Raw genomic sequence first — 24144 nt, forward strand, 5'->3', positions numbered from 1 at the left:
TCAGCGCGTCTCGCGGCGCGCGTTGATCACATTCCACACCAAGATCGGCGAGACGAGGATCATGATCACCATGGCCGAGGCCGAGCCGACGCCCCAGTCGAACGCACGGAACAGCTTGTCGTACATGTAATTTGCCAGAACCTGCGTCTGCCATTGGCCGTTGGTCATGGCGAGCACGATGTCGAAGATTTTCAGCACCACCAGCGTGATCGTCGTCCAGACCACCACGATGGTTGAACGGATCTGCGGTACCTTGATCTTGAAGAAGATCTGGAACGGGTTGGCACCGTCGACGATGGCCGCCTCCACCGTCTCTTCGGGGATGCCGCGCAGTGCCGCGCCGAGGATCACCATGGCGAAACCGGTCTGAATCCAGATCAGCACCACCATCAGCAGGAAGTTGTTCCACGGGGTGATCGTCAGCCACGTCTGCGGCTCTCCGCCCAGCCACACCCACACGGCGTTCAGGATGCCGATCTGTTCCTGCCCGATGGGACGGAAATCATAGACCAGTTTCCAGATCACCGAGGCGCCGACGAAAGAGATCGCCATCGGCATGAAGATCAGCGACTTGGCGATATTGCCCCAGCTGATCCGGTCGGTAAGCTGCGCCGCCAGCAGGCCGAACGCCGTGGAGGCGGCGGGCACGACCACCAGCCATAGCATATTGTTGCGGATCGCCTCCCAGAACTTCGGGTCGGCGGCCATCTGCGTGTAGTTCGCCAAGCCAACGAAGGCGCCGCCTTGGTCGCGATCGGTGAGTGAAAGCCAGAAAGTCGCCAGCACCGGATAGGCCAGATAGAGCCCGAGGGCGAACATCGCGGGGAACAGAAAGAGCCAGGGCCGGATCATCTCGGCGCGGCGGATGTTGCGCCCGATGTTGGGCCCGCGCGCCGGAAACAGCACCTTGTCGAGGAACTGGTTCGACAGCCAGAAATAGCCGATGCAGCCGCCGAGCCCGATCACGATGGTCAGCACCGCCTGAAATGCCGGATGCATGCTCTCCTCCCCTTCGCTTGCAGTCGTCAGGGGCGCCGCAAAACCCATGGGATTTGCGGCGCCCCGAGTTGAGATCAGGCGCGGTTACTTGGCGGCGTCCCAGCTGTTCTGGATCTCGCTGGCGACGTCCTCGGCGGATTTGCCTCCGACGTAATCGACCATGCCGGTCCAGAAACTGCCCGCGCCCACCGCGCCCGGCATCAGGTCGGAGGCATCAAAGCGGAAGGTGGTGGCATCAAGAAGGATCTCGCCCATCTTCTTCAGCGTCGGCGTGCCGTAAAGCTCGGCGTCGGCCTCCTTGTAGGGCGTCAGGAAGCCCGATTGCGCCATCCAGATCTCATGCGCGATCGGGGTCTGCAGGAACTCGATGAAGGCGCGTGATGCCTCGCTGTCCTCGGTGATAAAGGCCAGCGTCCCGGCGCCCAGCACCGGCTGGCCAAGGTCCTTACCCTCATAGGCGGGCATGTAGAAGAAATCCGCGTCCAGCCCCATTTCGGTGCCTTCGGGGAAGAAGGTCGGGATGAAGCTCGCCTGATGGTGCATGTAGCACTGCGGCGGCGAGGCGAAGAGCCCGTTCGGGCTTTCGCGGAAGTCGGTGGTCGCCACGGCGCCAGTGCCGCCCGCGACGAAGTCATTGTTCTTGGCGAACCAACCAAACTCCTCCAACGCCTCGATCACCTTGGGATCGTCGAAGGCGATCTCGTTGCTGACCCACTGGTCGTAAACCTCGGGCGGCTGCACGCGCAGCATCATGTCCTCGACCCAATCCGTCGCCGGCCAGCCGGTGGCTCCGCCAGATCCAAGGCCGATGCACCACGGCGTCTCGCCCTCAGCGACGATCTGCTCGGTCAGCGCTTTGAGGTCTTCCATGGTCTCGGGCACTTCGTAGCCCGCGTCTTCGAAGTTTTCGGGCACGTAAAACACCAAAGATTTCACGTCGATCTTGTAGGGGAAGGCATAGAGCGCCTCTTCCCCATCGGGGCCTTCGTAGGACCCGAGGCTGACCCAGCTGTCGCCCGCGGCATAGTTCTCGCGCAGCCACTCGGCTGTCTCGTCGCCCAGCGGTTCGACAAAGCCCTTGGACACAAGGTCCTGAATAAGCCCCGGCTGCGGCAGGATCGCGATGTTCGGCGGGCTGCCCGCCTCGGTGTCGATGACGATCTGCTGTTCATAGGTTTCCGACGAGGCATAGCTGACCGTGGCGCCCGTGGCCTCTTCGAAATAGGCCAGCACGGTTTCCACCAGCGCCTGATCGTCGCCGCGCCACGGGCCGAAGATGCTCAGCGTCTGGCCCGAGAGATCGTGCTCGGAGCCGAAGCTGTCGAGGCTCTCCCAGTTGAAATCGCCCTCGCCCGGCGTGAACACGAGATCAGCCTGCGCCGCGCCCGCGCAAAGCGCCAGTGCCGCAACCGAGCCGAGAATGGCGCGCGCGCCAGTTTGCTTCGTCATGCCAATGGTCATGTCGTCAAAATCCTCCCGTCATGTCGCGGCCTCCCGTGCCGCGCGAATGTCCCAGTGTCAGCGCAATTGGAGGCAAAATGCCCCAAAGCGGTTTGAGATTGCCGAAGCGTCCCGCGTTTGCCCCCCGTTTGTCAATCACGCAATACGCTGCCGTTGTGTAAATTCCGTGCTGCAGTGCAGCTAAAAAAGGCAGTTGTGAAAAGGTCTTTCCGCGATCCTGCTTTTGACGATAATGTCGGGCAATACCGAAGCGCTTTGGAAAACCCCGCGATGAACCTCAAGCAACTGGCCGCGCATCTCAATCTGTCGCAGACCACGGTGAGTCGCGCGCTCAATGGCTATCCCGAGGTCAGCGAGCAGACCCGCAAGCGCGTGGCGGAGGCGGCACAGGCGCTGAACTATGCCCCGAACGCGCGGGCCAAGGGGCTGGCGACGGGCCGGGCCATGGCGATCGGCCATGTGATCCCGATCTCGACCCAGCATCAGATGATGAACCCGGTGTTTGGTGACTTCATAGCTGGCGCCAGCGAGGAATACGTCAAGGCCGGGTATGATATGACCCTTTCGGTTACCGGCGACCGCGACGAGGAGGACAACTACCGCCGCCTCAAGGCCAAGGGCAATGTCGATGGGATCATCGTGCATGGCCCGTCGATGCAGGACGGGCGGATCCCGTTCCTGCGCACGCTCGGCCTGCCGTTTGTCGTGCACGGCCGCGCCTCGGAACTCGACACCGCCTATAGCTGGGTCGACATGAACAACACCCACGCCTTTCAGCGCGCCACCAGCTTTCTGCTCGACCTCGGGCACCGGCGGATCGGGCTGATCAACGGTCTGGAATTCATGGATTTCGCCTATCGCCGGCGGCTCGGCTTCGAACAGGCCCTGCGCGAGCGCGACATCCAACCCGACCCGCGCTACATGATGGGCGGCGAGATGACCGAAAGCTACGGCTTCGAGGCCGCCGCCCAGATGCTCGCCCTGCCCGACCGGCCCACCGCGCTGCTCACCTCCTCGGTGATCGCCGCCATCGGCATCCGGCGCGCCATCCACGCCGCGGGGCTGCAGATGGGCCGCGACGTGTCGGTGATCACCCATGACGACGATCTGAGCTTTCTGCGCAACGGGCCCGATTTGCCGATCTTCACCGCCACCCGCTCGTCGGTCTACGAGGCCGGGCGCATCGCCGCCGCGATGCTGCTGGAGCATATCGCCGACCCCACCCGCCCGGCGCAGTCGCGGCTGCTCGAGGCGCAGCTGATCATCGGCGGCTCCACCGGCCCGGCGCCCACCTAAGCCCAACCGCACCACCGCCCAACCCCACAAGGACAGGCCATGCAGTTCACCCGCAAGGATTTCCCCAAAGACTTCCTCTTCGGTGTCGCCACCTCGAGCTATCAGATCGAGGGCCATGCCTTCGGCGGCGCCGGGCGCACCCATTGGGACGATTACGCCGCCACCCCCGGCAATGTCGTGCGCGCCGAACACGGTGGCCGTGCCTGCGATCACTACCACCGCTTTGAGGCGGACCTCGATCTGGTGCAGGCCGCCGGGCTTGATGCCTACCGTTTCTCGACCAGCTGGGCGCGGGTGCTGCCCGAGGGGCGCGGCACGCCCAACCCAGAGGGGCTCGATTTCTACGACCGCCTCACCGACGCCATGCTCGAACGCGGCATCAAGCCCTGCGCCACGCTCTACCATTGGGAACTGCCCTCGCCGCTCGCCGACCTCGGCGGCTGGCGCAACCGCGATATCGCAGGCTGGTTCGGCGATTTCACCGAGGTGCTGATGAAGCGCATCGGCGACCGCATGTATTCCGTCGCCCCGATCAACGAGCCGTGGTGCGTGGCGTGGCTGTCGCATTTCATGGGTCTGCAGGCCCCCGGCCTGCGCGACATTCGCGCCACCGCCCGCGCCATGCATCACGTGCTGCTCGCCCACGGCACCGCCATCGAAGTGATGCGCGGCCTTGGCATGAATAACCTCGGCGGCGTGTTCAACATGGAATGGTCCACCGCCACCGATGACACCGACGACGCGCGCCACGCGGCGGCGCTCTACGATGGCATCTATAACCGCTGGTTTGTCGGCGGCGTGTTCAAGGGCGCCTACCCCGAGATCGTGCTCGACGGGCTGGAGCCGCATCTGCCGCAGAACTGGCAGGACGATTTCCCCACCATCACGCAAAAGCTCGATTGGTGCGGGCTCAACTACTACACCCGCAAGGTGATCGCCCCGGACGCCGGCCCTTGGCCGTCGCTGACCGAGGTCGAAGGCCCGCTGCCCAAGACCTTCATGGATTGGGAGATTTACCCGCAGGGCCTGTCGCAACACCTCATCCGCCTCGCGCAGCAATACACCGGCGATCTGCCGCTCTATGTCACCGAAAACGGCATGGCCGCGCCCGATCCGCTGGTGGATGGCGGCGTCGATGATCAGGACCGGATCGCCTATATCGACGACCATCTTGCGGAAGTGCGCAGCGCCATCGCCGCGGGCGCGCCGGTGAAGGGACATTTCATCTGGTCGCTGCTCGACAATTACGAATGGAGCCTCGGCTACGAAAAACGCTTCGGGCTGGTGCATGTGGACTTCGAGACGCTTGAACGCACGCCCAAAGCCTCTTACCACGCGTTGGCGAGAGCGCTAACGGCAGCATGAGCCGCCACGGCATCGACCGAAGGCGCGGCAAAACGGAATGAGGGCATCATGAGCAGCACCGACACGGCAGTTCTGGCGGACATCGGCGGCACCAACACGCGCGTTGCGCTCAGCGCGGGCGGCAAGCTGATCGAAGGATCGGTGAAACGCTACCGCAATGCCGACAGCGACGGCATCGGCGCGGTGCTCAGGCATTACCTGTCTGAGATCGGCGCGCAGCCGCAAGCGGCCTGCGTTGCGGTCGCCGGCCCGGTGCGCGATGGTGCCGGGCGGCTGACCAACATCGATTGGGAGATCGACCGCGACACCCTCGCCGACGCCACCGGCGCTGGCATCATTTCGGTGCTCAACGATCTGCAGGCGCAGGGCCACGCGCTTGGACATATCGCCGAAGACTGCCTGACACCGATCCTGCCCGGGCAAGCCGCCAGCCCGCAGGCCGCCCGCCTTGTGGTCGGCATCGGCACCGGCATGAACGCCGCGCCGGTATACCGCCTGGGCGATCGCACCCTCGTGCCGCCGTCGGAGTCGGGCCACGTTGCTATTCCCGTGCAGACCGACGCCGAAATGCGCCTGCTGCGCTTCATCGAGCGCAAGCACGACGGCCCCGGTGTCGAACATATCCTGTCGGGCCGCGGCTTCGAGCGGGTCTACGCGTGGCTCTGCGACGAGGACGGCGAAGGCACGCCGCTGGAAGCGCAGCAGATCATGGACGCCGTGCAGGCGGGCACCGACCCGCGCGCGCTGCGTGCCATCGACGCCTTTGTTGGCATGATGGGGCGGGTGTGCAGCAACCTTGCGCTGACCACCCTGCCCTTCGGCGGCATCTACTTGATCGGCGGCGTTGCCCGCCACTTTGGCCCCTATCTGACCACCGGCGCTTTTGAGCAGGCGTTCGTCGATCGCGGCCGGTTCAAGGAGTTCATGCGCCAGTTTCCTGTCAGCCTTGTGACCGACGATTATGCGGCACTCACCGGATGTGCCTGTCACTTGAGCGAAATGCCGGAATTCTCGGCGTAATGCGCAAGAAGGTCGCCTTTTCACAATAAAGTCTGTTCATCACTCAGGCAAACGCCCGCAAGCGCCCTAGGTCGACCGGCGCAACCCTTCGTCTTTTCCAAAGCGAGTGAGCCTCCCATGACCACAACCGCATCTCTGCGCGAGTCCGTCCTTCAGCACCTGCGCTATTCCTTCGGCAAGGATCCAGAACACGCGATCCTCGAGGATTGGCGTATGGCTCTCAGCTACGCGGTGCGCGACCGGATCACCGACGCATGGATCGACGCCACCCACAAGACCTACGACTCCGGCGCCAAGCGGGTGTACTACCTGTCGATGGAATTCCTCATCGGTCGGCTGATCGAAGACGGCATCGTCAACCTTGAACTCGTGGACGAGGCGAAGGCCGTCCTGCAGGAGTTCGGCAAGGATTACGCCGCGGTTCTGGCCGACGAGCCGGACGCCGCGCTTGGCAATGGCGGTCTTGGACGTCTCGCCGCCTGTTTCCTCGAAAGCCTGTCGACGCTGGGCTGCCCGGCGCATGGCTACGGCATCCGCTACGAACACGGGCTCTTCCGCCAGAGCTTTGTCGATGGCCGTCAGGTCGAACAGCCCGAGCTTTGGCTCGAACAGCGCCACGCGTGGGAGTTTGAGCGCCCCGAAGTGCGCTACCGCATCGGCTTTGGCGGCCATGTGGATGTGCGGGGCGAGGCGGTGCGCTGGCACCCCTCCGAGGTGGTCGACGCCGAGGCCTTCGACACGCCGATCGTCGGCTGGAAAGGCCGCTGGGCCAACACGCTGCGGCTGTGGTCGGGCCGGGCAATCCACCCGTTCGACCTCGACCGCTTCAACCACGGTGACTACGCCGGCGCGGCGCAGCCCGAGGCGCTGGCGCGCACCATCAGCCGCGTGCTCTATCCCGACGACACCACCGAGCAGGGCAAGGAACTGCGGCTCAAGCAGGAGTACTTCCTGACCGCCGCGGCGCTGCGCGACATCCTGCGCCGCTTCAACAACCAGTTCGGCGACCTGCGCAAGCTGCCGTCGAAAGTGGCGATCCAGCTCAATGACACCCACCCGGCGATTGCCGGGCCGGAACTGGTGCGCGTGCTGCATGACGAGCGCGGCCTGCCGTTCGAAGACGCGATGGAGATCGCCAAGGGCTGCCTGAGCTACACCAACCACACGCTGCTGCCCGAGGCGCTGGAGACATGGGACGAGGCGCTCTTTGGCCGCCTTCTGCCGCGCCACATTCAGCTGATCGACCAGATCGACAGCACCCACGCCAAGCAGAACCCTTCGCGCCTCAATTCCATGCGCGCCGACAATCAGGTGAAGATGGGCCCGCTGAGCTTTGTCATGGCGCATCACGTCAACGGCGTCTCGGCGCTGCACACCGATCTGATGAAGACCACCGTCTTCGAAGAGCTGCACAATCTGCACCCCGATCGCATCGTCAACGAAACCAACGGCGTCACCCCGCGCCGCTGGCTGCTGTCATGCAACCCGCGCCTTGCGGGCCTCATCACCGAGACCATCGGCGAAGACTGGGTCGACGATCTGGAACAGCTGCAAAAGCTGGAGCCGTCGATCGAAGATGCCGCGTGGCTCGACCGCTACACGCAGGTCAAGCGCGACAACAAGGCCGAACTTTCGAACTGGATGGCCGAGAAATACGGGCTGCACGTGGACCCCGAGATGCTGTTCGATGTGCAGATCAAGCGCCTGCACGAGTACAAGCGCCAGCACCTCAACATCCTCGAGACCATCGCCCATTGGGCCGAGATACGCGACAACCCCAACGCCGACTGGACGCCGCGCCTGAAGCTCTTCGGCGGCAAGGCGGCACCGGGTTATTTCTTTGCCAAGGACATCATCCGACTGATCAACGATGCGGCGATGGTGATCAACAATGATCCGGTCACCGCGCCTTATCTGAAGATCGCCTTCCTGCCGAACTACAACGTGTCGCTGGCAGAACGGATGATCCCTGCCGCGGATCTGTCAGAGCAGATCTCGACCGCGGGCAAGGAAGCCTCGGGCACCGGCAACATGAAGTTCGCGCTCAATGGCGCGCCCACGGTGGGCACGCTCGATGGGGCCAACGTCGAGATCCGCGAGCATGTGGGGGCCGAGAATTTCTTCCTGTTCGGCATGACCGCCGATGAGGTGACGGAACGGCGCAAGATCGAGGGCCACGCGCGGCAGGCGATCGACGCCGATCCGCGCCTGAAGCGCGCGCTCGATCTGATCCGTGAGGGCCGGTTCTCGCCGGGCGAGCCCGATCGGTACCACGGCATCACCAGCAACCTCGAAGGCGCCGACTACTTCCTCGTGTGTTCGGATTTCACCGATTACTGGCGCGCGCAGCGCGAGGTGGATGTGGCGTTCAAGGACACGCGGGCGTGGGCGCATATGGCGGCGCTCAACACCGCGCGGTCGGGGTGGTTCTCGTCCGACCGGACCATCCGCGGCTACATGGGGGACATCTGGGGCGCGAAAAGTCTTCTTTGACGTTACGTGTCTTAGATCATTGCCAGCGCTTGCGAAGCAGCTACAGTCACCTCCATGACCAGCGCTTCGCATCCCCCCGACTCCGCGCTGCTACGCCTGCTTCGCGGGCAGCATGATGATCCCTTTGCCGTGCTCGGCCCGCATGAGGTGGACGGGGCACGGCATGTGACAGCCTATGATCCCGGCGCCGACAGCATGTGGGCGGTGATCAAGGGCGTCAGCCATCCGCTTTTGCCCACCGATGTGCCCGGCTTCTTCCGCGGGCCGGTTCCGGGGGAATTGCCCTACCGGCTGCGCGGCGAAGGACACGGCGACGAGGGGCCGTTTTCGTTCGAGAAGGAAGACCCCTATCGTTTCGGTCCGGTGCTGGGCGATATCGACGAATATCTCCTGGGCGAAGGCAGCCACCTGCGGCTGTGGGAGGCGCTCGGCGCACATGTGATGGAGCACGAAGGCACCCAAGGCACGCATTTCGCGGTCTGGGCGCCCAATGCCAAACGCGTGTCGGTGGTGGGCGATTTCAACTGGTGGGACGGGCTGCGCCACCCGATGCGCAGACGGGGCGCTACCGGCGTGTGGGAGATTTTCCTGCCCGAGATTGGCGATGGTGCCTTCTACCGCTACGAAATCGTCGGCCCCGACGGCACCGTGCAGCCACGCAAGGCCGATCCCATTGGCTTCGGCTCGGAACACCCGCCCGCCAATGCCTCTATCGTGCGCGACATCTCGGGCTATGGCTGGTCTGACGACGACTGGATCGAAACCCGCGCGGAGGCGCATAAGCGCAGCGCGCCGATCTCGATCTACGAGGTGCATCTGGGCTCGTGGCGGCGCAAGGACTGGGGGCGTCCGATCTCCTACGTCGAAGCGGCAGAGGAACTGATCGACTACGTGGCCGAGATGGGCTTCACCCATATCGAGCTGATGCCGGTCAGCGAGTATCCCTTCGATGGCTCATGGGGCTATCAGCCCATCGGCATGTTCGCCCCGACCATCCGCCACGGCCTGCCGCACGAGTTCCGCGACATGGTGAACGCCGCCCACCGCGCCGGCATCGGCGTCATTCTCGACTGGGTGCCCGGCCACTTCCCGACCGACGCGCATGGCCTTGGCCGGTTCGACGGCACCGCGCTCTACGAGCATGCCGACCCCAAGGAAGGGTTCCACCACGACTGGAACACGCTGATCTACAACTACGGGCGCGCCGAGGTGTCGAACTATCTGACCGCCAACGCGCTCTATTGGCTTGAAGAGTACCACGCCGATGGGCTGCGCGTAGATGCCGTCGCCTCGATGCTCTACCGCGATTATTCCCGCCCCGAGGGTGAATGGGTGCCCAACAAGGACGGCGGCCGCGAGAACTACGAAGCCATCGCCATGCTGCGCCGGATGAACACCGAAACCTACGGCCAGCACCCCGGCATCCTCACCGTCGCCGAAGAGAGCACCGCCTATCCGGGCGTATCCTCGCCGGTCGATCAGGGCGGGCTCGGCTTTGGTTTCAAGTGGAACATGGGCTGGATGAACGACACGCTCGAATACATCCACAAAGACCCGATCCATCGCAGCCATCATCACCACCAGATGACCTTCGGTCTGGTCTATGCATTCTCGGAAAACTTCATCCTGCCGATCAGCCACGACGAGGTGGTGCACGGCAAGGGCTCGATGCTGGGCAAAATGCCGGGCAACGGCTGGGAGAAATACGCCAATCTGCGCGCCTACTATGGCTTCATGTGGGGCCATCCGGGCAAGAAGCTGCTGTTCATGGGACAGGAGTTCGCGCAGGCGCACGAATGGAACCATGACGCCGAGATCGACTGGCCCTGCCTTGGCGATCCGCAGCACGCCGGGATGCAGCGGTTGGTGCGTGACCTCAACCACCTCTACCGCGACACGCCCGCCCTGCACGCCAAGGATTGCGAGCCCGAGGGCTTTGCTTGGATCGCCGGCGGCGACACCGGCAATTCGGTGCTGTCGTGGATCCGCCGCGGCCGCGCCGACGAGCCGGAAGTGGCGGTGATCTGCAACTTCAGCAACGCCGAGCAGCAAAGCTACCGCATCGGCCTGCCCGACAGCGGCGTCTGGCGCGAGGCGCTCAACACCGATGCCGAGATCTACGGTGGCGGCAACCGCGGCAATTTTGGCCGTGTGATCGCCGACGACGAGCCCAGCCACGGCTACCCGGCCTCGGCCGAGCTGTTCCTGCCGCCACTGTCGGCGATCTTCCTCGTGCGCGAGGAAACGTGAAAATTTCATACCCGTGTCACGGCAACCACCGACACATTGCATTCAAGTGAGGAGGAGATTTATGCCCCGACGTTCCCAGAGGCTCGCCGCTCGAAGCATGGCGTTCGTCCTTGCCGGCGGACGCGGCTCGCGCCTGCATGAGCTGACGAATTTCCGAGTAAAGCCAGCGGTTTATTTTGGCGGCAAGGCGCGGATCATCGATTTCGCGCTGTCCAACGCGCTCAACTCCGGCATCCGCAAGATCGCGCTCGCGACGCAGTACAAATCGCACAGCCTGATCCGCCATTGCCAGCGCGGCTGGAACTTCTTCCGCGCCGAGCGCAACGAGTTCCTCGACATCCTGCCCGCCTCCCAGCGCTACAATGAACAGACATGGTATCGCGGCACGGTGGACGCGGTGGCGCAGAACATCGACATCATCGACAGCTATGACATCGACCATATCGTCATCCTTGCGGGCGACCACATCTACAAGATGGACTACGAGGCGATGCTGCAGCAGCACGTCGACAGTCAGGCCGAGGTCACTGTGGGCTGCCTGACCGTGGACCGCGCCGAGGCCAGCGCGTTTGGCTGCATGGCGGTGGATGAGAGCGACCGCATCACCTCGTTCCTCGAAAAACCCGCCGATCCGCCCGGCCTGCCCGATGATCCCGAGAAGACCTTGGTCAGCATGGGCATCTATGTCTTCAGCTGGGAGTACCTGCGCGGCAAGCTGATGGAGGATCTGGGCTCGGAAAGCTCGACGCATGATTTCGGCAACGACATGATCCCCGAGATCGTCGCGGCCGGCGGCGCGCAGGCACACCGTTTCGAGGACAGCTGCGTGCGCACCAACGGCAAGCCCGCCTACTGGCGCGACGTCGGCACATTGGATGCCTTCTGGCGCGCCAACATCGACCTCACCAACTTCGATCCCGATCTTGACCTGTGGGACACCGACTGGCCGATCTGGACCTATGCCGAGGTGCTGCCACCCGCCAAGTTCATCCACGACGAAGAAGACCGGCGCGGATCGGCGGTCAGCTCGCTGATTGCCGGCGGCTGCATCGTCTCGGGCACCGAGGTCCGCGAGTCGCTTCTGTTCACAAAGGTCCACACGAATTCATACGCTTCGCTGGAACGCGTGGTGCTTCTGCCCAATGTTTACGTCTCCAGACATGCGCGGCTGTCGAATACGGTGGTCAATCGGGGGGTGCATATCCCCGAGGGGCTTGTGGTCGGCGAGGATCCGGAAGAAGACGCTAAGTGGTTCCGTGTTACCGCTGCGGGGGTGACACTGATCACGCAAGGAATGCTCGACCGAAGGGAAGCCGCCAAATGACACGTGTCCTGTCTGTCGCCTCGGAATGTGTGCCGCTGATCAAGACCGGGGGGCTTGCCGACGTTGTCGGCGCCCTGCCCGCAGCGCTGGCGGTGCATGGGGTCGACATGCGGGTGCTGATCCCCGGCTATCCGCAGGTGATGGCCAAGCTGCCGACGCAGGAGTCGGTTTCGGAATACGACGATCTGTTTGGCGGCCCGGCGCGGGTGCTGAAGGCGCCACTGGGCGATCAGGTGCTGTACGTGCTTGAAGCGCCGCATCTCTATGACCGTGATGGCGGGCCCTACATGGACAAGGCCGGCAACGACTGGCGCGACAATCCCGAGCGCTTTGCCGGGCTCAGTTCGGTCGCGGCGATGATCGGCGCAGACGGCATCGACGACTGGCACCCCGAAGTGCTGCACTGCCATGACTGGCAGGCCGGCTTCGCGCCGCTCTATCTGCGCGAGCTTGGCGCGGCGGGGCGTGTCGCTACGCTGATGACCATCCACAACATCGCGTTTCAGGGCATGGCCTCGGCGTCGCGCATCGGCACGCTTGGGCTGCCGCGCACCGGCTTTCACCAGCGCGGCTATGAGTTCTGGGACAGCGTCTCGGCGCTGAAAGCCGGTCTGGTCTACGCCGACAAACTGTCGACCGTCTCGCCCACCTACGCCAGCGAGTTGATGACCCGCGAGTTCGGCATGGGGCTCGACGGCGTGCTGCGCGAGCGGCAGGAGGATCTGGTCGGCATTCTGAACGGGATAGACGAAACGCTCTGGACCCCGCCCTACACCAAGTTCGCGGAAAAGGCCGAACACAAGGCGGCACTGCGCAAGGAATTGGGTCTGCCCGACAATTGGCCCGGCCCGCTGTGCGTGGTGATCTCGCGGCTGACCGAGCAAAAGGGCCTCGATATTCTGCTTCAGGCGCTGCCCGCGCTGCTGGATCGCGGCGGTCAGCTGGCGCTGCTGGGCTCGGGCAATCCCGGGCTCGAAGAGGCGTTCCAGCGCAAGGCGCAGAACCACCCCGGCGTTTCGGTCCACATCGGCTACGACGAGGATCTGGCGCAGCGCCTCGTGGCGGGGGGTGATGCCATCCTCGTGCCCTCGCGGTTCGAGCCCTGCGGCCTCACCCAGCTTTACGGGCTGCGCTATGGCACGCTTCCACTGGTGGCGCTGACCGGCGGTCTGGCCGACACGGTGATCAACGCTTCGCCTGCTGGATTGGCAGCGGGATGCGCCACAGGCGTACAATTCCACCCGGTGACCGCACAGGCACTGGCCCAAGCGCTTATGAAGCTTATAACTCTATACCAGGACAAGGAAACCTGGACACGTATGATGACAAACGCCATGGCCTCGCCGGTCAGCTGGACCCATTCCGCCGCGAAATATGCAGCGCTCTATCAGGACATGGTTAAGGCCAAGAGCCGATGAGCGATCCGGTGATCCTTGCGGGGGCGTCGACCCCGCTGGGCGCGACCTTCGATGGCGATGGCGTCAATTTCGCGGTGTTCTCCGCCCACGCCGAGTCCGTCACGCTTTGCCTGTTCGATCCGGATGGCAGCGAAACCCACCGCCTGCCCCTGCCCGAACGCGACGGCGATGTCTGGCATGGGCGCGTCCCCGGTCTGACTCCGGGCCAGCATTACGGCTACCGCGTCGACGGGCCGTTCCAGCCCAAGCAGGGCCACCGGTTCAATCCCCACAAGCTGCTGCTCGATCCTTACGCCCGGCGCATCACCGGCCACCCGGTGTGGAACGACGCGCTGAGCGGCGGCACCGATGCGCGCAACACCACCGACAGCGCGCCCTTCATGCCCAAGGCGGTGATCGAGGATCCCAGCTTCGACTGGGGCGTCCACCTGCCGCCCGAGACCCGTTTGGCAAAGAGCGTGATCTACGAGGCGCATGTCAAAGGTCTTACCCAGAAATTCCCCGGCGCGGATCCGGCGGGAAAATTTCTCGGCATCGCGTCGGACCCGGTGCTGGATCACCTGACCAACCTCGGCGTCACCGCCATCGAACTGCTGCCCGTGCAGGCGTTCCTCAACGACCGCTTTCTCATCGACAAGGGGCTGGTGAACTACTGGGGCTATCAGACCTTGGGCTTCTTTGCGCCCGATCCGCGCTACCTGCACCAAGGCGCGCTGTGGGAGTTCCAGCACATGGTCGCCCGGCTGCACGCCGCCGGGATCGAGGTGATCCTCGACGTGGTCTACAACCACACCTGCGAGGGCGATGAGTTTGGCCCGACGCTGTCGTTCCGCGGCTTCGACAATCTCAGCTACTACCGGCTGCCCGAAGACCGGCGGCGCTACATCAACGACACCGGCACCGGCAACACGCTCAACCTCGATCATCCGATGGTGCTGCGGATGGTGATGGACAGCCTGCGCTACTGGGCCGACACCATGGGGGTCGATGGCTTCCGCTTCGATCTGTGCTCGACGCTGGGCCGCACGCCAGAGGGTTTCGACCGCAACTCGAGCTTCTTCAAGGCGCTGCGTCAGGACCCGGTGCTGGCGGGCAAGAAACTCATCGCCGAGCCATGGGACATCGGGCCCGGCGGCTATCAGCTGGGCGCCTACCCGCCGCCCTTCAGCGAATGGAACGACCAGTACCGCGACGGTGTCCGCCGGTTCTGGCGCGGCGATCTGGGGCATGTGCCGGTGATGGCCGACCGGATCACCGGCTCTGCCGGTCTGTTCGACCATTCGGGCCGCAATGCCACCGCCTCGGTCAACCTGCTGACCGCCCACGACGGCTTCACCTTGATGGACACCGTGTCCTACAACGAAAAGCACAACGAGGCGAACGGCGAGAACAACCGCGACGGCCACGGCGAGAACCACTCGGACAACATGGGCGTCGAAGGCCCGACAGAAGATGCCGAGATCAACGCCGCCCGCGCGCAGCGCCGCCGCAACATGATGGCGACGCTGCTGCTCAGTCAGGGCACGCCGATGATCCTTGCTGGCGACGAGATCGGCAATTCTCAGGGCGGCAACAACAACGCCTATGCGCAGGACAACGCCACCGGCTGGATCGATTGGGAGAGCAAGGACGAGGACTTCCTCGCCTTCACCCGCAAGCTCATCGCCTTCCGCAAGGCGCACCCGATCGTGCGCCAGCGCCGCTATCTGCATTCCATCCCGCGCCGCGTCGACGGTGTGCCGGATCTCTTCTGGTGGCGCCCCGATGGCGAAGAGATGACCCGCGCCGACTGGACCAACGGCCACCTGCATGTGCTCTGCGCCGAGTTCCGCATGGCATCGGGAACGCCCGCCTACGCGCAGCGCGAAGAGGCGATCTATCTTGCCTTCAATTCCGGTGACGCGGTCGAGCTGACCCTGCCCGACCCCGGCGATGATTTCGTCTGGGTCCGCCATATCGACACTGCCGATCCGACCGCAGAGCCCACGCCGGTGGACGGCACAATCACGCTTGCCGCCCATGCGGTTTTGGCCTTGGTGGAGGAACCGCGATGAGCGATCTCGACGCGCGCGCCGAAGCTGCCGGTATCCTTGGCGAATACCGCGACCTTTACGGCGACTGGCACGACACCCCGCCCGAAACCAAGGCCGCGCTTCTGGCCGCCATGGGCCAAGACGCAGGCGCCGAAGCCCACAGCCGCACCCTGCCCCGATGGCATGTTTGCGTGCACGCCGAGCCACCCTCTCTGGGCGTTCCCGGCCTGTGGCAGATCACCCTTGAGGACGGGCGCGGCTTCGAAGGCGAAGGCCGCCTGCCCGCGCTCCCGCTGGGCCGTCACAAGCTGCAGGCGGTGGGCGAGACCTGCTGGCTGCTCAGCGCGCCGCCGCGTCTGCCGTTGCCCGAGCGGGACTGGGGTGTGATGGTGCCGCTGGCCTGCCTGCGCCCCGCCGATCAGGGCGGCATCGGCAGTTTCAGCGATCTGGCGGTGGTGGCCGAAGGTGCCGCCGCGCAGGGCGCCGGGTTTCTTGGGGTCAATCCGATCCACGCCGGGTTTCACGTCGCCGATCCCGGTGGCTTCAGCCCCTACACCCCGTCGCACCGCCGCCGTCTCGCGCCGCTCTACCTGCCCACCGGGAACTCCGCCGCGCCCGGACCGCTCGTCGATTTTGCCACCGAAACCCCGGCCCGTCTTGCCGCGCTAGAGGCGCAATTCCAAGATGCCCCGCCGGGCGATGCCTTCGACGCTTGGCTGCGGCACGAAGGCGAGGAGTTGCAGAACTTTGCGCTACATCAGGCGCTATCGGAAAAGCTGGGTGCCTATTGGGATGCATGGGATCCGGCCTATCAGGACCCCGCCAGCCCGCAGGTTCGGCAAGCCGCGCATGACCTGCGCGACCGCGTGCGGTTCCACGCATGGCTGCAATACGCCGCCGAGGGGGCCGTCACCGAGGCGCAGCGCCGCGCCAAGGCGGCGGGCATGACGCACGGGCTCTATCTGGATTTGGCGGTCGGCACCCATCCGCATGGCGCCGAGACATGGACCGACCGGGACAACTTCGCCACCGGCGCCAGCCTTGGCGCGCCGCCCGACGCCTTTGCGCCGCAGGGGCAGAATTGGCGGCTTGCGCCGTTCAACCCGATGGTGCTGGAACAGACCGGCTTCGAGGCGCTCGCCCTCACCCTGCGCCAGCAACTGCGCTTCTCGGGGATGCTGCGGATCGACCATATCATCGGCTTTGAGCGTGCCTACTGGGTGCCGGATGAAGACGGGCTGCCGGGCGCTTACGTGAAGATGCCGCGCGAGGCGATGTTTGCCGTCGCAAGGATCGAGGCGGCGCGCTGCGATGGGGTGATCATCGGCGAAGACCTCGGGGTGATCCCCGACGGGCTGCACCACGCGATGGATGAAAGCGGTCTGCTGGGCTGCCGGCTCGCCTGTTTCGAACACGATGGCGACCCGCCCGCCTTTAAACGCCCTGAGCATTACGACGAGGCGGTGATCGCCAGTTTCACCACCCACGACCTGCCCACGTGGAAGGGCTGGCGCGCCGGGCGCGAGATCGACACGCGCGAGGCGATTGGCCTCACCCCGCCCGAGCATGCGCACGGTATGCGCGGCTGGCGCGGGCGCGAGATCGCTGGCTTCGACTGGCTTTCCGGGCAGTTCCGCGGCGACCTGCCGCCCGAGGCCCCCGAGGCGATGTTCCACGTGCTCGCCGCCACCAACGCACGACTTGTCGCCGTACAGGTCGAGGATCTTCTGGACAGCGACGTCCAACCCAATCTTCCGGGCACCGTCTCGGAATATCCCAATTGGCGCCAGCGCCTGCCAGTGGGGCCGCAAGAGATTGCAGATGCCCCGCTTCTTGCCAACGCCGGCCGGATCATGGAAGCATCCGGCCGAAGGAGAAATTCATGACGCACAGCATCCGCACCGTACCCACCGAGCCGATCGAGGGTCAGAAGCCGGGCACCTCTGGCCTGCGCAAGAAAACCCCGGTCTTTCAGGGGCACCACTACCTCGAGAATTTCATCCAGAGCATTTGGGACGGCATCGGCGGTGTCGAGGGCAAGACCCTCGTGCTCGGCGGTGACGGGCGTCACTTCAACTCGCAGGCGGCGCAGGTGGTGCTGCGCATGGCCGCCGCCAGCGGCGCCAAGAAGGTGATCGTCGGCGAGCGCGCGTTGCTTTCCACGCCTGCCGCCTCGAACCTCATCCGCAAGCGCGGCGCCGACGGCGGCATCATCCTGTCGGCCAGCCATAACCCCGGCGGCCCCGAGGGCGATTTCGGCGTGAAGTTCAACGCCGCCAATGGCGGCCCGGCGAACGAAAGCATCACCGGCAAGATCTTCGAGGCCACCAAGACCATCAAAGAGTTCAAGATCCTCGACAGTCAGGACATCGGCCTTGCCGGCACCGGCACGGTGATGCTGGGCGACATGGAGATCGAGATCGTCGATCCCGTCGCAGACTATGCCGAGCTGATGAAAGAAATCTTCGATTTCGAAGCGATCCACACGCTGTTCCGCTCGGGCTTCACCATGCGCTTTGATGCGATGCACGCGGTCACCGGCCCCTACGCGCGGATGATCCTCGAAGGCGAACTCGGCGCCGGCCCCGGCACGGTGATCAACGCGATCCCGCTGCCCGACTTCGGCAAGGGTCACCCCGACCCGAACCCGATCTGGGCCAAGACGCTGATGGACGAGATGATGGGCGATCACGCGCCTGATTTCGGCGCCGCCTCGGATGGCGACGGCGACCGCAACATGATCGTCGGCAAGCATTGCTACGTCACCCCCTCCGACAGCCTAGCGGTGCTGGCCGCCAACGCCACGCTGGTGCCGGCCTACGAAGGCGGCCTGAAAGGCGTCGCGCGCTCGATGCCGACCTCGGGCGCGGTGGACCGTGTGGCCGAGGGGCTCGGCATCGACTGCTACGCCACGCCCACCGGCTGGAAGTTTTTCGGCAATCTGCTCGACGCCGGCCGTGCCACGCTCTGCGGCGAGGAAAGCGCCGGCACCGGCTCGGACCACGTACGCGAGAAAGACGGCCTCTGGGCGGTGCTGTTCTGGCTGAACGTACTGGCCAAAAAGGACTGCTCGGTCGCCGAACTGATGGACGCGCATTGGAAGGAATTCGGCCGCAACTACTACTCGCGCCATGACTACGAGGGCGTTGACAGCGATGCGGCGAACGGCCTGATGGATCACGTGCGCGAACAGCTTGGCACGCTGCCGGGCAACGAGGTCGCGGGGATGAAAGTCACCTCTGCCGAAGAGTTCGCCTACGACGATCCGGTCGACGGCTCGCGCGCCGAAAAGCAGGGCCTGCAAATCGGCTTCGAAGGGGGCTCGCGGCTTGTGCTGCGCCTGTCGGGCACCGGCACCGAGGGCGCCACGCTGCGCGTCTATCTTGAGAAGGTCGAGACCGACCCCGCCAAATTCGCACTGGATCCGCAGCACGCGCTGGCGCCGGTGATCGCCGCCGCCGAGGCCATCGCGGGCATCAAGACCCGGACCGGACGCGACGCGCCCGACGTGATCACCTGACCGGAAGGCGGTAAAATGGACACCCTTCGCGCCATCGCTTTGATGGTGCTTGGCATGGCGTTGCTGGCTCTCAGCGACGCCTTTATCAAGCTGTCGACGTTTCAGGCGCCCTCCGGTCAGGTCATGATGGCCATTGGCCTCGGTGGCTGCGCCGTCTTCCTGACCCTCGCCCGCCTCAAGAAACTGCCGCTGCGCCGCGCCGACGCGCTGAACCCGCGCGTGCTGCTGCGCAATGTCTTCGAGATGGTCGGCGGGCTGGGGATGATCATCGGCCTGACCTACATCCCGCTGTCGGTGATGGCGGCGATCATGCAAACCGCGCCGCTGGCGGTGACGCTGGGCGCGGCGCTCTTTCTTGGGGAAAGCGTCGGCTGGCGCCGCTGGTCGGCCATCGGCGTCGGCCTTGTCGGCATGCTCATGGTGATCCGCCCCTTCGGCGCGGAATTCACCGGTTGGGAGATCTTCGCGGTCATGGGGGTCGTTGGCCTTGCGGCCCGAGACCTTGTCACCCGCGCCCTGCCCCCGGCCATTCCCTCGGTGGCGGTCTCGGCCTGGGGGATGCTCTCGATTGCGCCCGTTGGCCTTGTTCTGCTGCTGTTGTCCGAGCGCGCCCCGGTCTTCACCAGCGCGGCGCTGCTGCCGATGGCCGGTGCCGTGGCGGTCACCGCCGGAGGATACCTCGCGGTCACCAACGCCATGCGCATGACCGAGGTCGCGGCGGTCTCGCCGTTCCGCTACACGCGGCTGATCTTCACCGCCAGCCTCGGCATGCTGATCTTTGGCGAGCGGCCCGACGGCTGGACCTTCGCCGGGGCCGCGCTGATCCTCTGCGCCGGGCTCTACACCTTCGTGCGCGAGCACCGGCTGGCCCGCGCCAGAGAGCGCGACGTGAACCGCGGGCTCTGAGCCCGCGGTGCGGCTCACCCGCCGATCACCTCGACGCTGGGATGCATATCGTCCCGCGCGCCATCCACCGAAACCGTCTCGCGCGTGCGCGGCAGCGCCTCGGGCATGTCACGCTGGATCCACGTGATCAGCTTTTCTCGGATCTCGCAGCGCAAATCATAGGTGCGCGGCGCATTTCGGGCCGAGGCAAGGATGCGGATCTCCATCACCCGCTCGCGAAAATCGTTGACCTGCAGGTGGCACACGTTGCCGTCCCACAGATCGCTCTCCCGGCAGACCTCTTTCATCTTTTCGCGGATCCGGTCGATGTCGGCGCAGTGATCGAGATACAGCAGCACCCCGCCGATCAGCGAGGCCCCGTCGCGCGTCCAGTTCTGGAACGGCTGCTCGATGAAATAGCTCAGCGGCACGATCAGCCGGCGCCAGTCCCAGATCTTGATCACCACGTACGTGCCGGTGATCTCTTCGATCCAGCCCCACTCGCCTTCGACGATCACCGCGTCGTCGATGCGGATCGGCTGGGTGATCGCCAACTGGATCCCGGCGATGAGGTTCTTCAGCACCGGCTGGAAGGCAAAACCGACGACGATACCCGCCGCGCCTGCCGAGGCCAGAAGCGAGACGCCCCATTGCCGCACCCCCGGAAAGGTCATCAGGATGGCCGAGACGGCGATGATGATGATCAGCCAGCCCGCCAGCCGCACGAGGATGCGGCTCTGCGTGACGTGCTTGCGCGCCAGCGTATTGTCCTCGGCATCCAGCGAGAACTTGCGCAGGTGCACCGTGGTCCAGATCTGCAGCGCGGTATGGACCACCCAGGCCACCAGCACCATGAAGGCGATCAGCAGCGCATGCTGCGGCAGATCCCGCCACCCCTCGTCCATCGGTGCCACGGCGACGCCAATGGCCAGAAAGGTCACCACCAGCCCCATGCGCAGCGGCCGCCGGGTGCGCGACACGAGACTGCGCCAGAACAGATCGCGTTTCGCCACCGCCTTGGTCAGCGCCCAGAACACCAGCCGATAGGCCGAGACCCCGGCCACAAAGGCGAGGCAGATCACCAGTGCCGGCATCACCCAATGCGGCAGCACCGGAATGATCGCCTCGACCGTATTGGAAAAATCCGCCACCTGCTGCTCAAGCTGATCCAGTTCCGAGATCTCTGCAACCTGCTGCCCGATCTCGCTGATTTCTTCGTCCATACACGTATTCCCGCATCGCGCCGTCCTCCCAGCGGCGCGGGCTCGCGGCCTTTCCTGTTGTTTGCCGTTTTTTCGCTATTGCAGAAAAACCTAGCGGGCTTTCGCTGCAGGGCAAAACCGCTGGCGCCGCATCGCCGCATTGTTAGCGCAACCCAATGGGATCACGTGCTGTTAGCGATAGCACAATTGTTTACATCTTCGCCTCCGCTGCTATAGCTCGAAGCAAACCCATTCCTTTGCGAGGGACCCATGAGCATCATCATCGACATCCACGCCCGCGAGATTCTCGACAGCCGCGGCAACCCCACCGTCGAAGTCGACGTCACGCTGGAAGACGGCACCATGGGCCGCGCCGCGGTGCCCTCGGGCGCCTCCACCGGCGTCCATGAGGCCGTGGAAAAGCGTGACGGCGACACGTCCCGCTACATGGGCAAAGGCGTGCTTGAAGCGGTCGAAGCGGTGAACGGCGAGATCGCCGAGACCATCGTCGGCTTCGACGCCACCGAGCAGCAGGCCATCGATATGGCAATGATCGAGCTCGACGGCACCGAGAACAAGGGCCGCCTAGGCGCCAACGCCATCCTTGGCGTCTCGCTGGCGGTGGCCAAGGCAGCGGCGGATTACGTCGGCCAGCCGCTCTATCGCTACGTCGGCGGCACCTCGGCGCGCGTGCTGCCGGTGCCGATGATGAACATCATCAATGGCGGCGAGCATGCCGACAACCCGATCGACATTCAGGAATTCATGATCATGCCGGTCTCGGCGACCAGCATTCGCGAAGCGGTGCGCATGGGCTCCGAGGTCTTCCACACGCTGAAGAAGGAACTGTCGGCCGCAGGCATGTCTACCGGTCTCGGCGACGAGGGCGGCTTTGCCCCCGAGCTTGGCTCGACCCGCGAGGCGCTGGACTTCATCCTCAAGTCGATCGAGAAAGCCGGCTACAAGCCCGGCGAGGACATCTACCTCGCGCTCGACGCCGCCTCGACCGAATACTTCGAGAACGGCAAGTACGAAATGAAGGGCGAAGGTCTCTCGCTCACCCCGGCCGAGAACGTCGACTACCTTGCCAAGCTCTGCGACGACTATCCGATCATCTCGATCGAGGACGGCTGCGCCGAGGATGACTGGGACGGCTGGAAGCTGCTCACCGACAAGCTCGGCGCATCGGTGCAACTGGTCGGCGACGACCTCTTCGTGACCAACCCCGAGCGCCTTGCCATGGGCATCGAGAAGGGCGTCGCGAACTCCATGCTGGTGAAGGTCAACCAGATCGGCTCGCTGTCCGAGACGCTGAAGGCCGTCGATATGGCCCATCGCGCGCGCTACACCAACGTGATGTCGCACCGCTCGGGCGAGACCGAGGACGCCACCATCGCCGATCTTGCCGTCGCCACCAACTGCGGTCAGATCAAGACCGGCTCGCTGGCGCGCTCGGACCGGCTCGCGAAGTACAACCAGTTGATCCGCATCGAGGAGATGCTGGACGAAGCGGCTGAATACGCCGGCGCCTCGATCCTCAAGCGCTGAGCGCTGTCACAACACATGACAAAGGGCGGGAAAATTTCCCGCCCTTTTGCATTGGCCCTGGCGCTGTCTCGTCGCCGCCCGCCGCGATACTTGCCCAACGCATCACCCGGCCACCCGCCACGCCCAACCGACCGGCGGCGCGCGCCCCCAGCCCTTCTTCTCTTCAAAAATACGCAGATCCCGCCGGCACCGCAGGGCGCGGCGGCAGAGGTCACCCCCCTGCCTTCTCGTCCACTTCCGCGGCCAGCGCCTCGGCCCGCGCAGCAAGTTCGGCCATGGCTTCGGTCACCCCCTGCGGGATCACCGGCACTTCGACCCTCTGCGGCTCGGGCGGCGGCGCATCGCGCAGCGCGCGCACCTCTGACGACATCGCCGCCAGCCGGTCTTCGGCCTCGCGCAGCCGCGCCTCCGTCTCGGTCAGCCGGTCTTCGAGCCCTGCGGTCTTGTCGGCCAGCATCAGCCCCGACATCAGCAGCATGCGCCCCTCGGGCATGCGGCCGATCTGGCTCACCAGCACCTGCGCTTCGGTGTCCAGCATGCGCGCTGCGGTCTGCAGGTATTGCTCTTCGCCCTGCTGACAGGCGACCTCGAAGCTGCGCCCGCCGATGATGATTTCGACCTCGATCTGCGACATCACTGCTCCTCCGCGTCTGTTTGCGCTGCATCGCCACCCAGCAGCGGCGCCAGCCCGGCGATCAGCGCCTGCGCCTCGCTGCTTTCGGCGGCGCGCGCGGCACGCATCGCGTCAAGCTCGGCCAGCATTGCCTGATTGACCAGATGCGGCTCGCCAAGCCCGGCCTCGAGCGCTGCGCGCATCTCCTGCTGCGACGACAGCAGCGCCGCGTTGGCCTGCCGCAGGCGCTGCAGGTCTTCGTCGAGCGCCGCCATAGCGCCGCGCTGGCTTTCGATCTGCGCGGCCAGCGCATCCGAGGCGGCGGTGCCTTGCTCTGCTGGCGCGGCTTCGATCTGCGCGTGCAACGCGCGGACCCGCTCCTCAAGCTGGGCATTGGCCATACGTTCGTCCTCGAGCGCCTTGCGCAAGGCTGCGATCTCTTCGCTCTCACCGCTTTCTGCGGCGGCGCCCGGCGCCGTGCCCAGCATCTCGACGCCGGTCGAGATACGGTCGAGTGCGCGGGTGATCCGTGAGTGCAACTCGTCGATCTGGGTCATCCTGCGTCCCTTGTGTCCTTGTTCTTGCGTCCCGCCTTGGCGCGGGTTGTGTCGTACGGTTCTGGTCCGGCGCGCCGACGCGCCTCTCAGGTCGGTGTCTGGCCGGCCCGGGCCTGCGCGCGGACTATACCATCGCGGCCCGAAAGGCGAATCAATGCGC

The 24144-nt window shown here is 65.1% G+C and carries 17 protein-coding genes; 12 read left to right on the forward strand and 5 right to left on the reverse strand.

Annotation, left to right across the window (positions count from 1 at the left end; all coding sequences use genetic code 11):
- Together ACXAJT_RS01445 and ACXAJT_RS01450 are read right to left on the reverse strand one after the other, a co-directional pair.
- Nucleotides 1-999 (reverse strand): carbohydrate ABC transporter permease, encoded by a 999-nt coding sequence (locus ACXAJT_RS01445; protein ID WP_475232211.1) that lies wholly within the window; start codon nt 997-999, stop codon nt 1-3.
- A gap of 84 nt (nt 1000-1083) precedes the next feature.
- Entirely contained in the window at nt 1084-2448 is a 1365-nt protein-coding gene (locus ACXAJT_RS01450) for an ABC transporter substrate-binding protein (RefSeq protein ID WP_475232213.1), read from the reverse strand.
- 282 nt (nt 2449-2730) lie between these two features.
- Between ACXAJT_RS01450 and ACXAJT_RS01455 the strand changes: the two genes are divergently transcribed.
- The 11 genes from ACXAJT_RS01455 to ACXAJT_RS01505 all read left to right on the forward strand — a co-directional run bounded on the left by ACXAJT_RS01455 (nt 2731) and on the right by ACXAJT_RS01505 (nt 20085).
- Nucleotides 2731-3756 (forward strand): LacI family DNA-binding transcriptional regulator, encoded by a 1026-nt coding sequence (locus ACXAJT_RS01455; protein ID WP_475232215.1) that lies wholly within the window; start codon nt 2731-2733, stop codon nt 3754-3756.
- A gap of 39 nt (nt 3757-3795) precedes the next feature.
- Nucleotides 3796-5121: a GH1 family beta-glucosidase gene (locus tag ACXAJT_RS01460; protein ID WP_475232217.1), complete on the forward strand. Its 1326-nt coding sequence runs from the start codon at nt 3796-3798 to the stop codon at nt 5119-5121.
- Nucleotides 5122-5169: 48 nt separating this feature from the next.
- Nucleotides 5170-6141: a glucokinase gene (locus tag ACXAJT_RS01465; protein ID WP_475232219.1), complete on the forward strand. Its 972-nt coding sequence runs from the start codon at nt 5170-5172 to the stop codon at nt 6139-6141.
- 117 nt (nt 6142-6258) lie between these two features.
- Complete coding sequence (locus ACXAJT_RS01470; RefSeq protein WP_475232221.1) at nt 6259-8634, forward strand: glycogen/starch/alpha-glucan phosphorylase; 2376 nt, start codon at nt 6259-6261, stop codon at nt 8632-8634.
- A gap of 54 nt (nt 8635-8688) precedes the next feature.
- Nucleotides 8689-10884: a 1,4-alpha-glucan branching protein GlgB gene (glgB, locus tag ACXAJT_RS01475; protein ID WP_475232223.1), complete on the forward strand. Its 2196-nt coding sequence runs from the start codon at nt 8689-8691 to the stop codon at nt 10882-10884.
- Nucleotides 10885-10945: 61 nt separating this feature from the next.
- Nucleotides 10946-12208: a glucose-1-phosphate adenylyltransferase gene (glgC, locus tag ACXAJT_RS01480; RefSeq protein WP_475232226.1), complete on the forward strand. Its 1263-nt coding sequence runs from the start codon at nt 10946-10948 to the stop codon at nt 12206-12208.
- The gene (glgA, locus tag ACXAJT_RS01485) at nt 12205-13626 is read left to right on the forward strand and encodes a glycogen synthase GlgA (protein ID WP_475232229.1); all 1422 of its coding nucleotides are present in this window, start codon (nt 12205-12207) and stop codon (nt 13624-13626) included. The genes glgC and glgA overlap by 4 nt, the downstream gene beginning before the upstream one ends.
- Nucleotides 13623-15680 carry a glycogen debranching protein GlgX gene (gene glgX, locus ACXAJT_RS01490; protein ID WP_475232231.1) on the forward strand — a complete coding sequence of 686 codons (2058 nt, stop codon included), beginning with the start codon at nt 13623-13625 and terminating at the stop codon, nt 15678-15680. The genes glgA and glgX overlap by 4 nt, the downstream gene beginning before the upstream one ends.
- Nucleotides 15677-17545, forward strand: coding sequence for a 4-alpha-glucanotransferase (locus ACXAJT_RS01495; protein WP_475232233.1), 1869 nt, complete (start codon nt 15677-15679; stop codon nt 17543-17545). The genes glgX and ACXAJT_RS01495 overlap by 4 nt, the downstream gene beginning before the upstream one ends.
- On the forward strand, nt 17542-19179 hold the full coding sequence (locus ACXAJT_RS01500; protein ID WP_475232235.1) for an alpha-D-glucose phosphate-specific phosphoglucomutase: 1638 nt from the start codon (nt 17542-17544) through the stop codon (nt 19177-19179). The genes ACXAJT_RS01495 and ACXAJT_RS01500 overlap by 4 nt, the downstream gene beginning before the upstream one ends.
- Before the next feature lie 15 nt (nt 19180-19194).
- Complete coding sequence (locus ACXAJT_RS01505; protein WP_475232237.1) at nt 19195-20085, forward strand: DMT family transporter; 891 nt, start codon at nt 19195-19197, stop codon at nt 20083-20085.
- 14 nt (nt 20086-20099) lie between these two features.
- Here the strand turns inward: ACXAJT_RS01505 and ACXAJT_RS01510 are convergent, their stop codons facing one another.
- A complete protein-coding gene (locus ACXAJT_RS01510) occupies nt 20100-21287 on the reverse strand; it encodes a mechanosensitive ion channel family protein (protein ID WP_475232240.1) in 1188 nt (395 codons plus the stop codon).
- A gap of 249 nt (nt 21288-21536) precedes the next feature.
- Between ACXAJT_RS01510 and eno the strand changes: the two genes are divergently transcribed.
- Nucleotides 21537-22814 (forward strand): phosphopyruvate hydratase, encoded by a 1278-nt coding sequence (gene eno, locus ACXAJT_RS01515; RefSeq protein ID WP_475232242.1) that lies wholly within the window; start codon nt 21537-21539, stop codon nt 22812-22814.
- Between the two features lie 211 nt (nt 22815-23025).
- On the opposite strand, the gene ACXAJT_RS01520 is transcribed toward eno, so the two are convergent.
- Nucleotides 23026-23448, reverse strand: a complete 423-nt coding sequence (locus ACXAJT_RS01520; RefSeq protein WP_475232244.1) for a cell division protein ZapA — start codon at nt 23446-23448, stop codon at nt 23026-23028.
- Nucleotides 23448-23984 carry a hypothetical protein gene (locus ACXAJT_RS01525; protein WP_475232246.1) on the reverse strand — a complete coding sequence of 179 codons (537 nt, stop codon included), beginning with the start codon at nt 23982-23984 and terminating at the stop codon, nt 23448-23450. The genes ACXAJT_RS01520 and ACXAJT_RS01525 overlap by 1 nt, the downstream gene beginning before the upstream one ends.
- Between the last annotated feature and the right edge of the window lie 160 nt (nt 23985-24144).

Source organism: Salipiger sp. ABF4_146 (assembly GCF_056161345.1).

Bases quoted from the DNA above. Each gene is read 5' to 3' on its own strand.
- ACXAJT_RS01445 (WP_475232211.1), bottom strand. From the start codon at position 999: ATGCATCCGGCATTTCAGGCGGTGCTGACCATCGTGATCGGGCTCGGC.
- ACXAJT_RS01450 (WP_475232213.1), bottom strand. From the start codon at position 2,448: ATGACGAAGCAAACTGGCGCGCGCGCCATTCTCGGCTCGGTTGCGGCA.
- ACXAJT_RS01455 (WP_475232215.1), top strand. From the start codon at position 2,731: ATGAACCTCAAGCAACTGGCCGCGCATCTCAATCTGTCGCAGACCACG.
- ACXAJT_RS01460 (WP_475232217.1), top strand. From the start codon at position 3,796: ATGCAGTTCACCCGCAAGGATTTCCCCAAAGACTTCCTCTTCGGTGTC.
- ACXAJT_RS01465 (WP_475232219.1), top strand. From the start codon at position 5,170: ATGAGCAGCACCGACACGGCAGTTCTGGCGGACATCGGCGGCACCAAC.
- ACXAJT_RS01470 (WP_475232221.1), top strand. From the start codon at position 6,259: ATGACCACAACCGCATCTCTGCGCGAGTCCGTCCTTCAGCACCTGCGC.
- glgB (WP_475232223.1), top strand. From the start codon at position 8,689: ATGACCAGCGCTTCGCATCCCCCCGACTCCGCGCTGCTACGCCTGCTT.
- glgC (WP_475232226.1), top strand. From the start codon at position 10,946: ATGCCCCGACGTTCCCAGAGGCTCGCCGCTCGAAGCATGGCGTTCGTC.
- glgA (WP_475232229.1), top strand. From the start codon at position 12,205: ATGACACGTGTCCTGTCTGTCGCCTCGGAATGTGTGCCGCTGATCAAG.
- glgX (WP_475232231.1), top strand. From the start codon at position 13,623: ATGAGCGATCCGGTGATCCTTGCGGGGGCGTCGACCCCGCTGGGCGCG.
- ACXAJT_RS01495 (WP_475232233.1), top strand. From the start codon at position 15,677: ATGAGCGATCTCGACGCGCGCGCCGAAGCTGCCGGTATCCTTGGCGAA.
- ACXAJT_RS01500 (WP_475232235.1), top strand. From the start codon at position 17,542: ATGACGCACAGCATCCGCACCGTACCCACCGAGCCGATCGAGGGTCAG.
- ACXAJT_RS01505 (WP_475232237.1), top strand. From the start codon at position 19,195: ATGGACACCCTTCGCGCCATCGCTTTGATGGTGCTTGGCATGGCGTTG.
- ACXAJT_RS01510 (WP_475232240.1), bottom strand. From the start codon at position 21,287: ATGGACGAAGAAATCAGCGAGATCGGGCAGCAGGTTGCAGAGATCTCG.
- eno (WP_475232242.1), top strand. From the start codon at position 21,537: ATGAGCATCATCATCGACATCCACGCCCGCGAGATTCTCGACAGCCGC.
- ACXAJT_RS01520 (WP_475232244.1), bottom strand. From the start codon at position 23,448: ATGTCGCAGATCGAGGTCGAAATCATCATCGGCGGGCGCAGCTTCGAG.
- ACXAJT_RS01525 (WP_475232246.1), bottom strand. From the start codon at position 23,984: ATGACCCAGATCGACGAGTTGCACTCACGGATCACCCGCGCACTCGAC.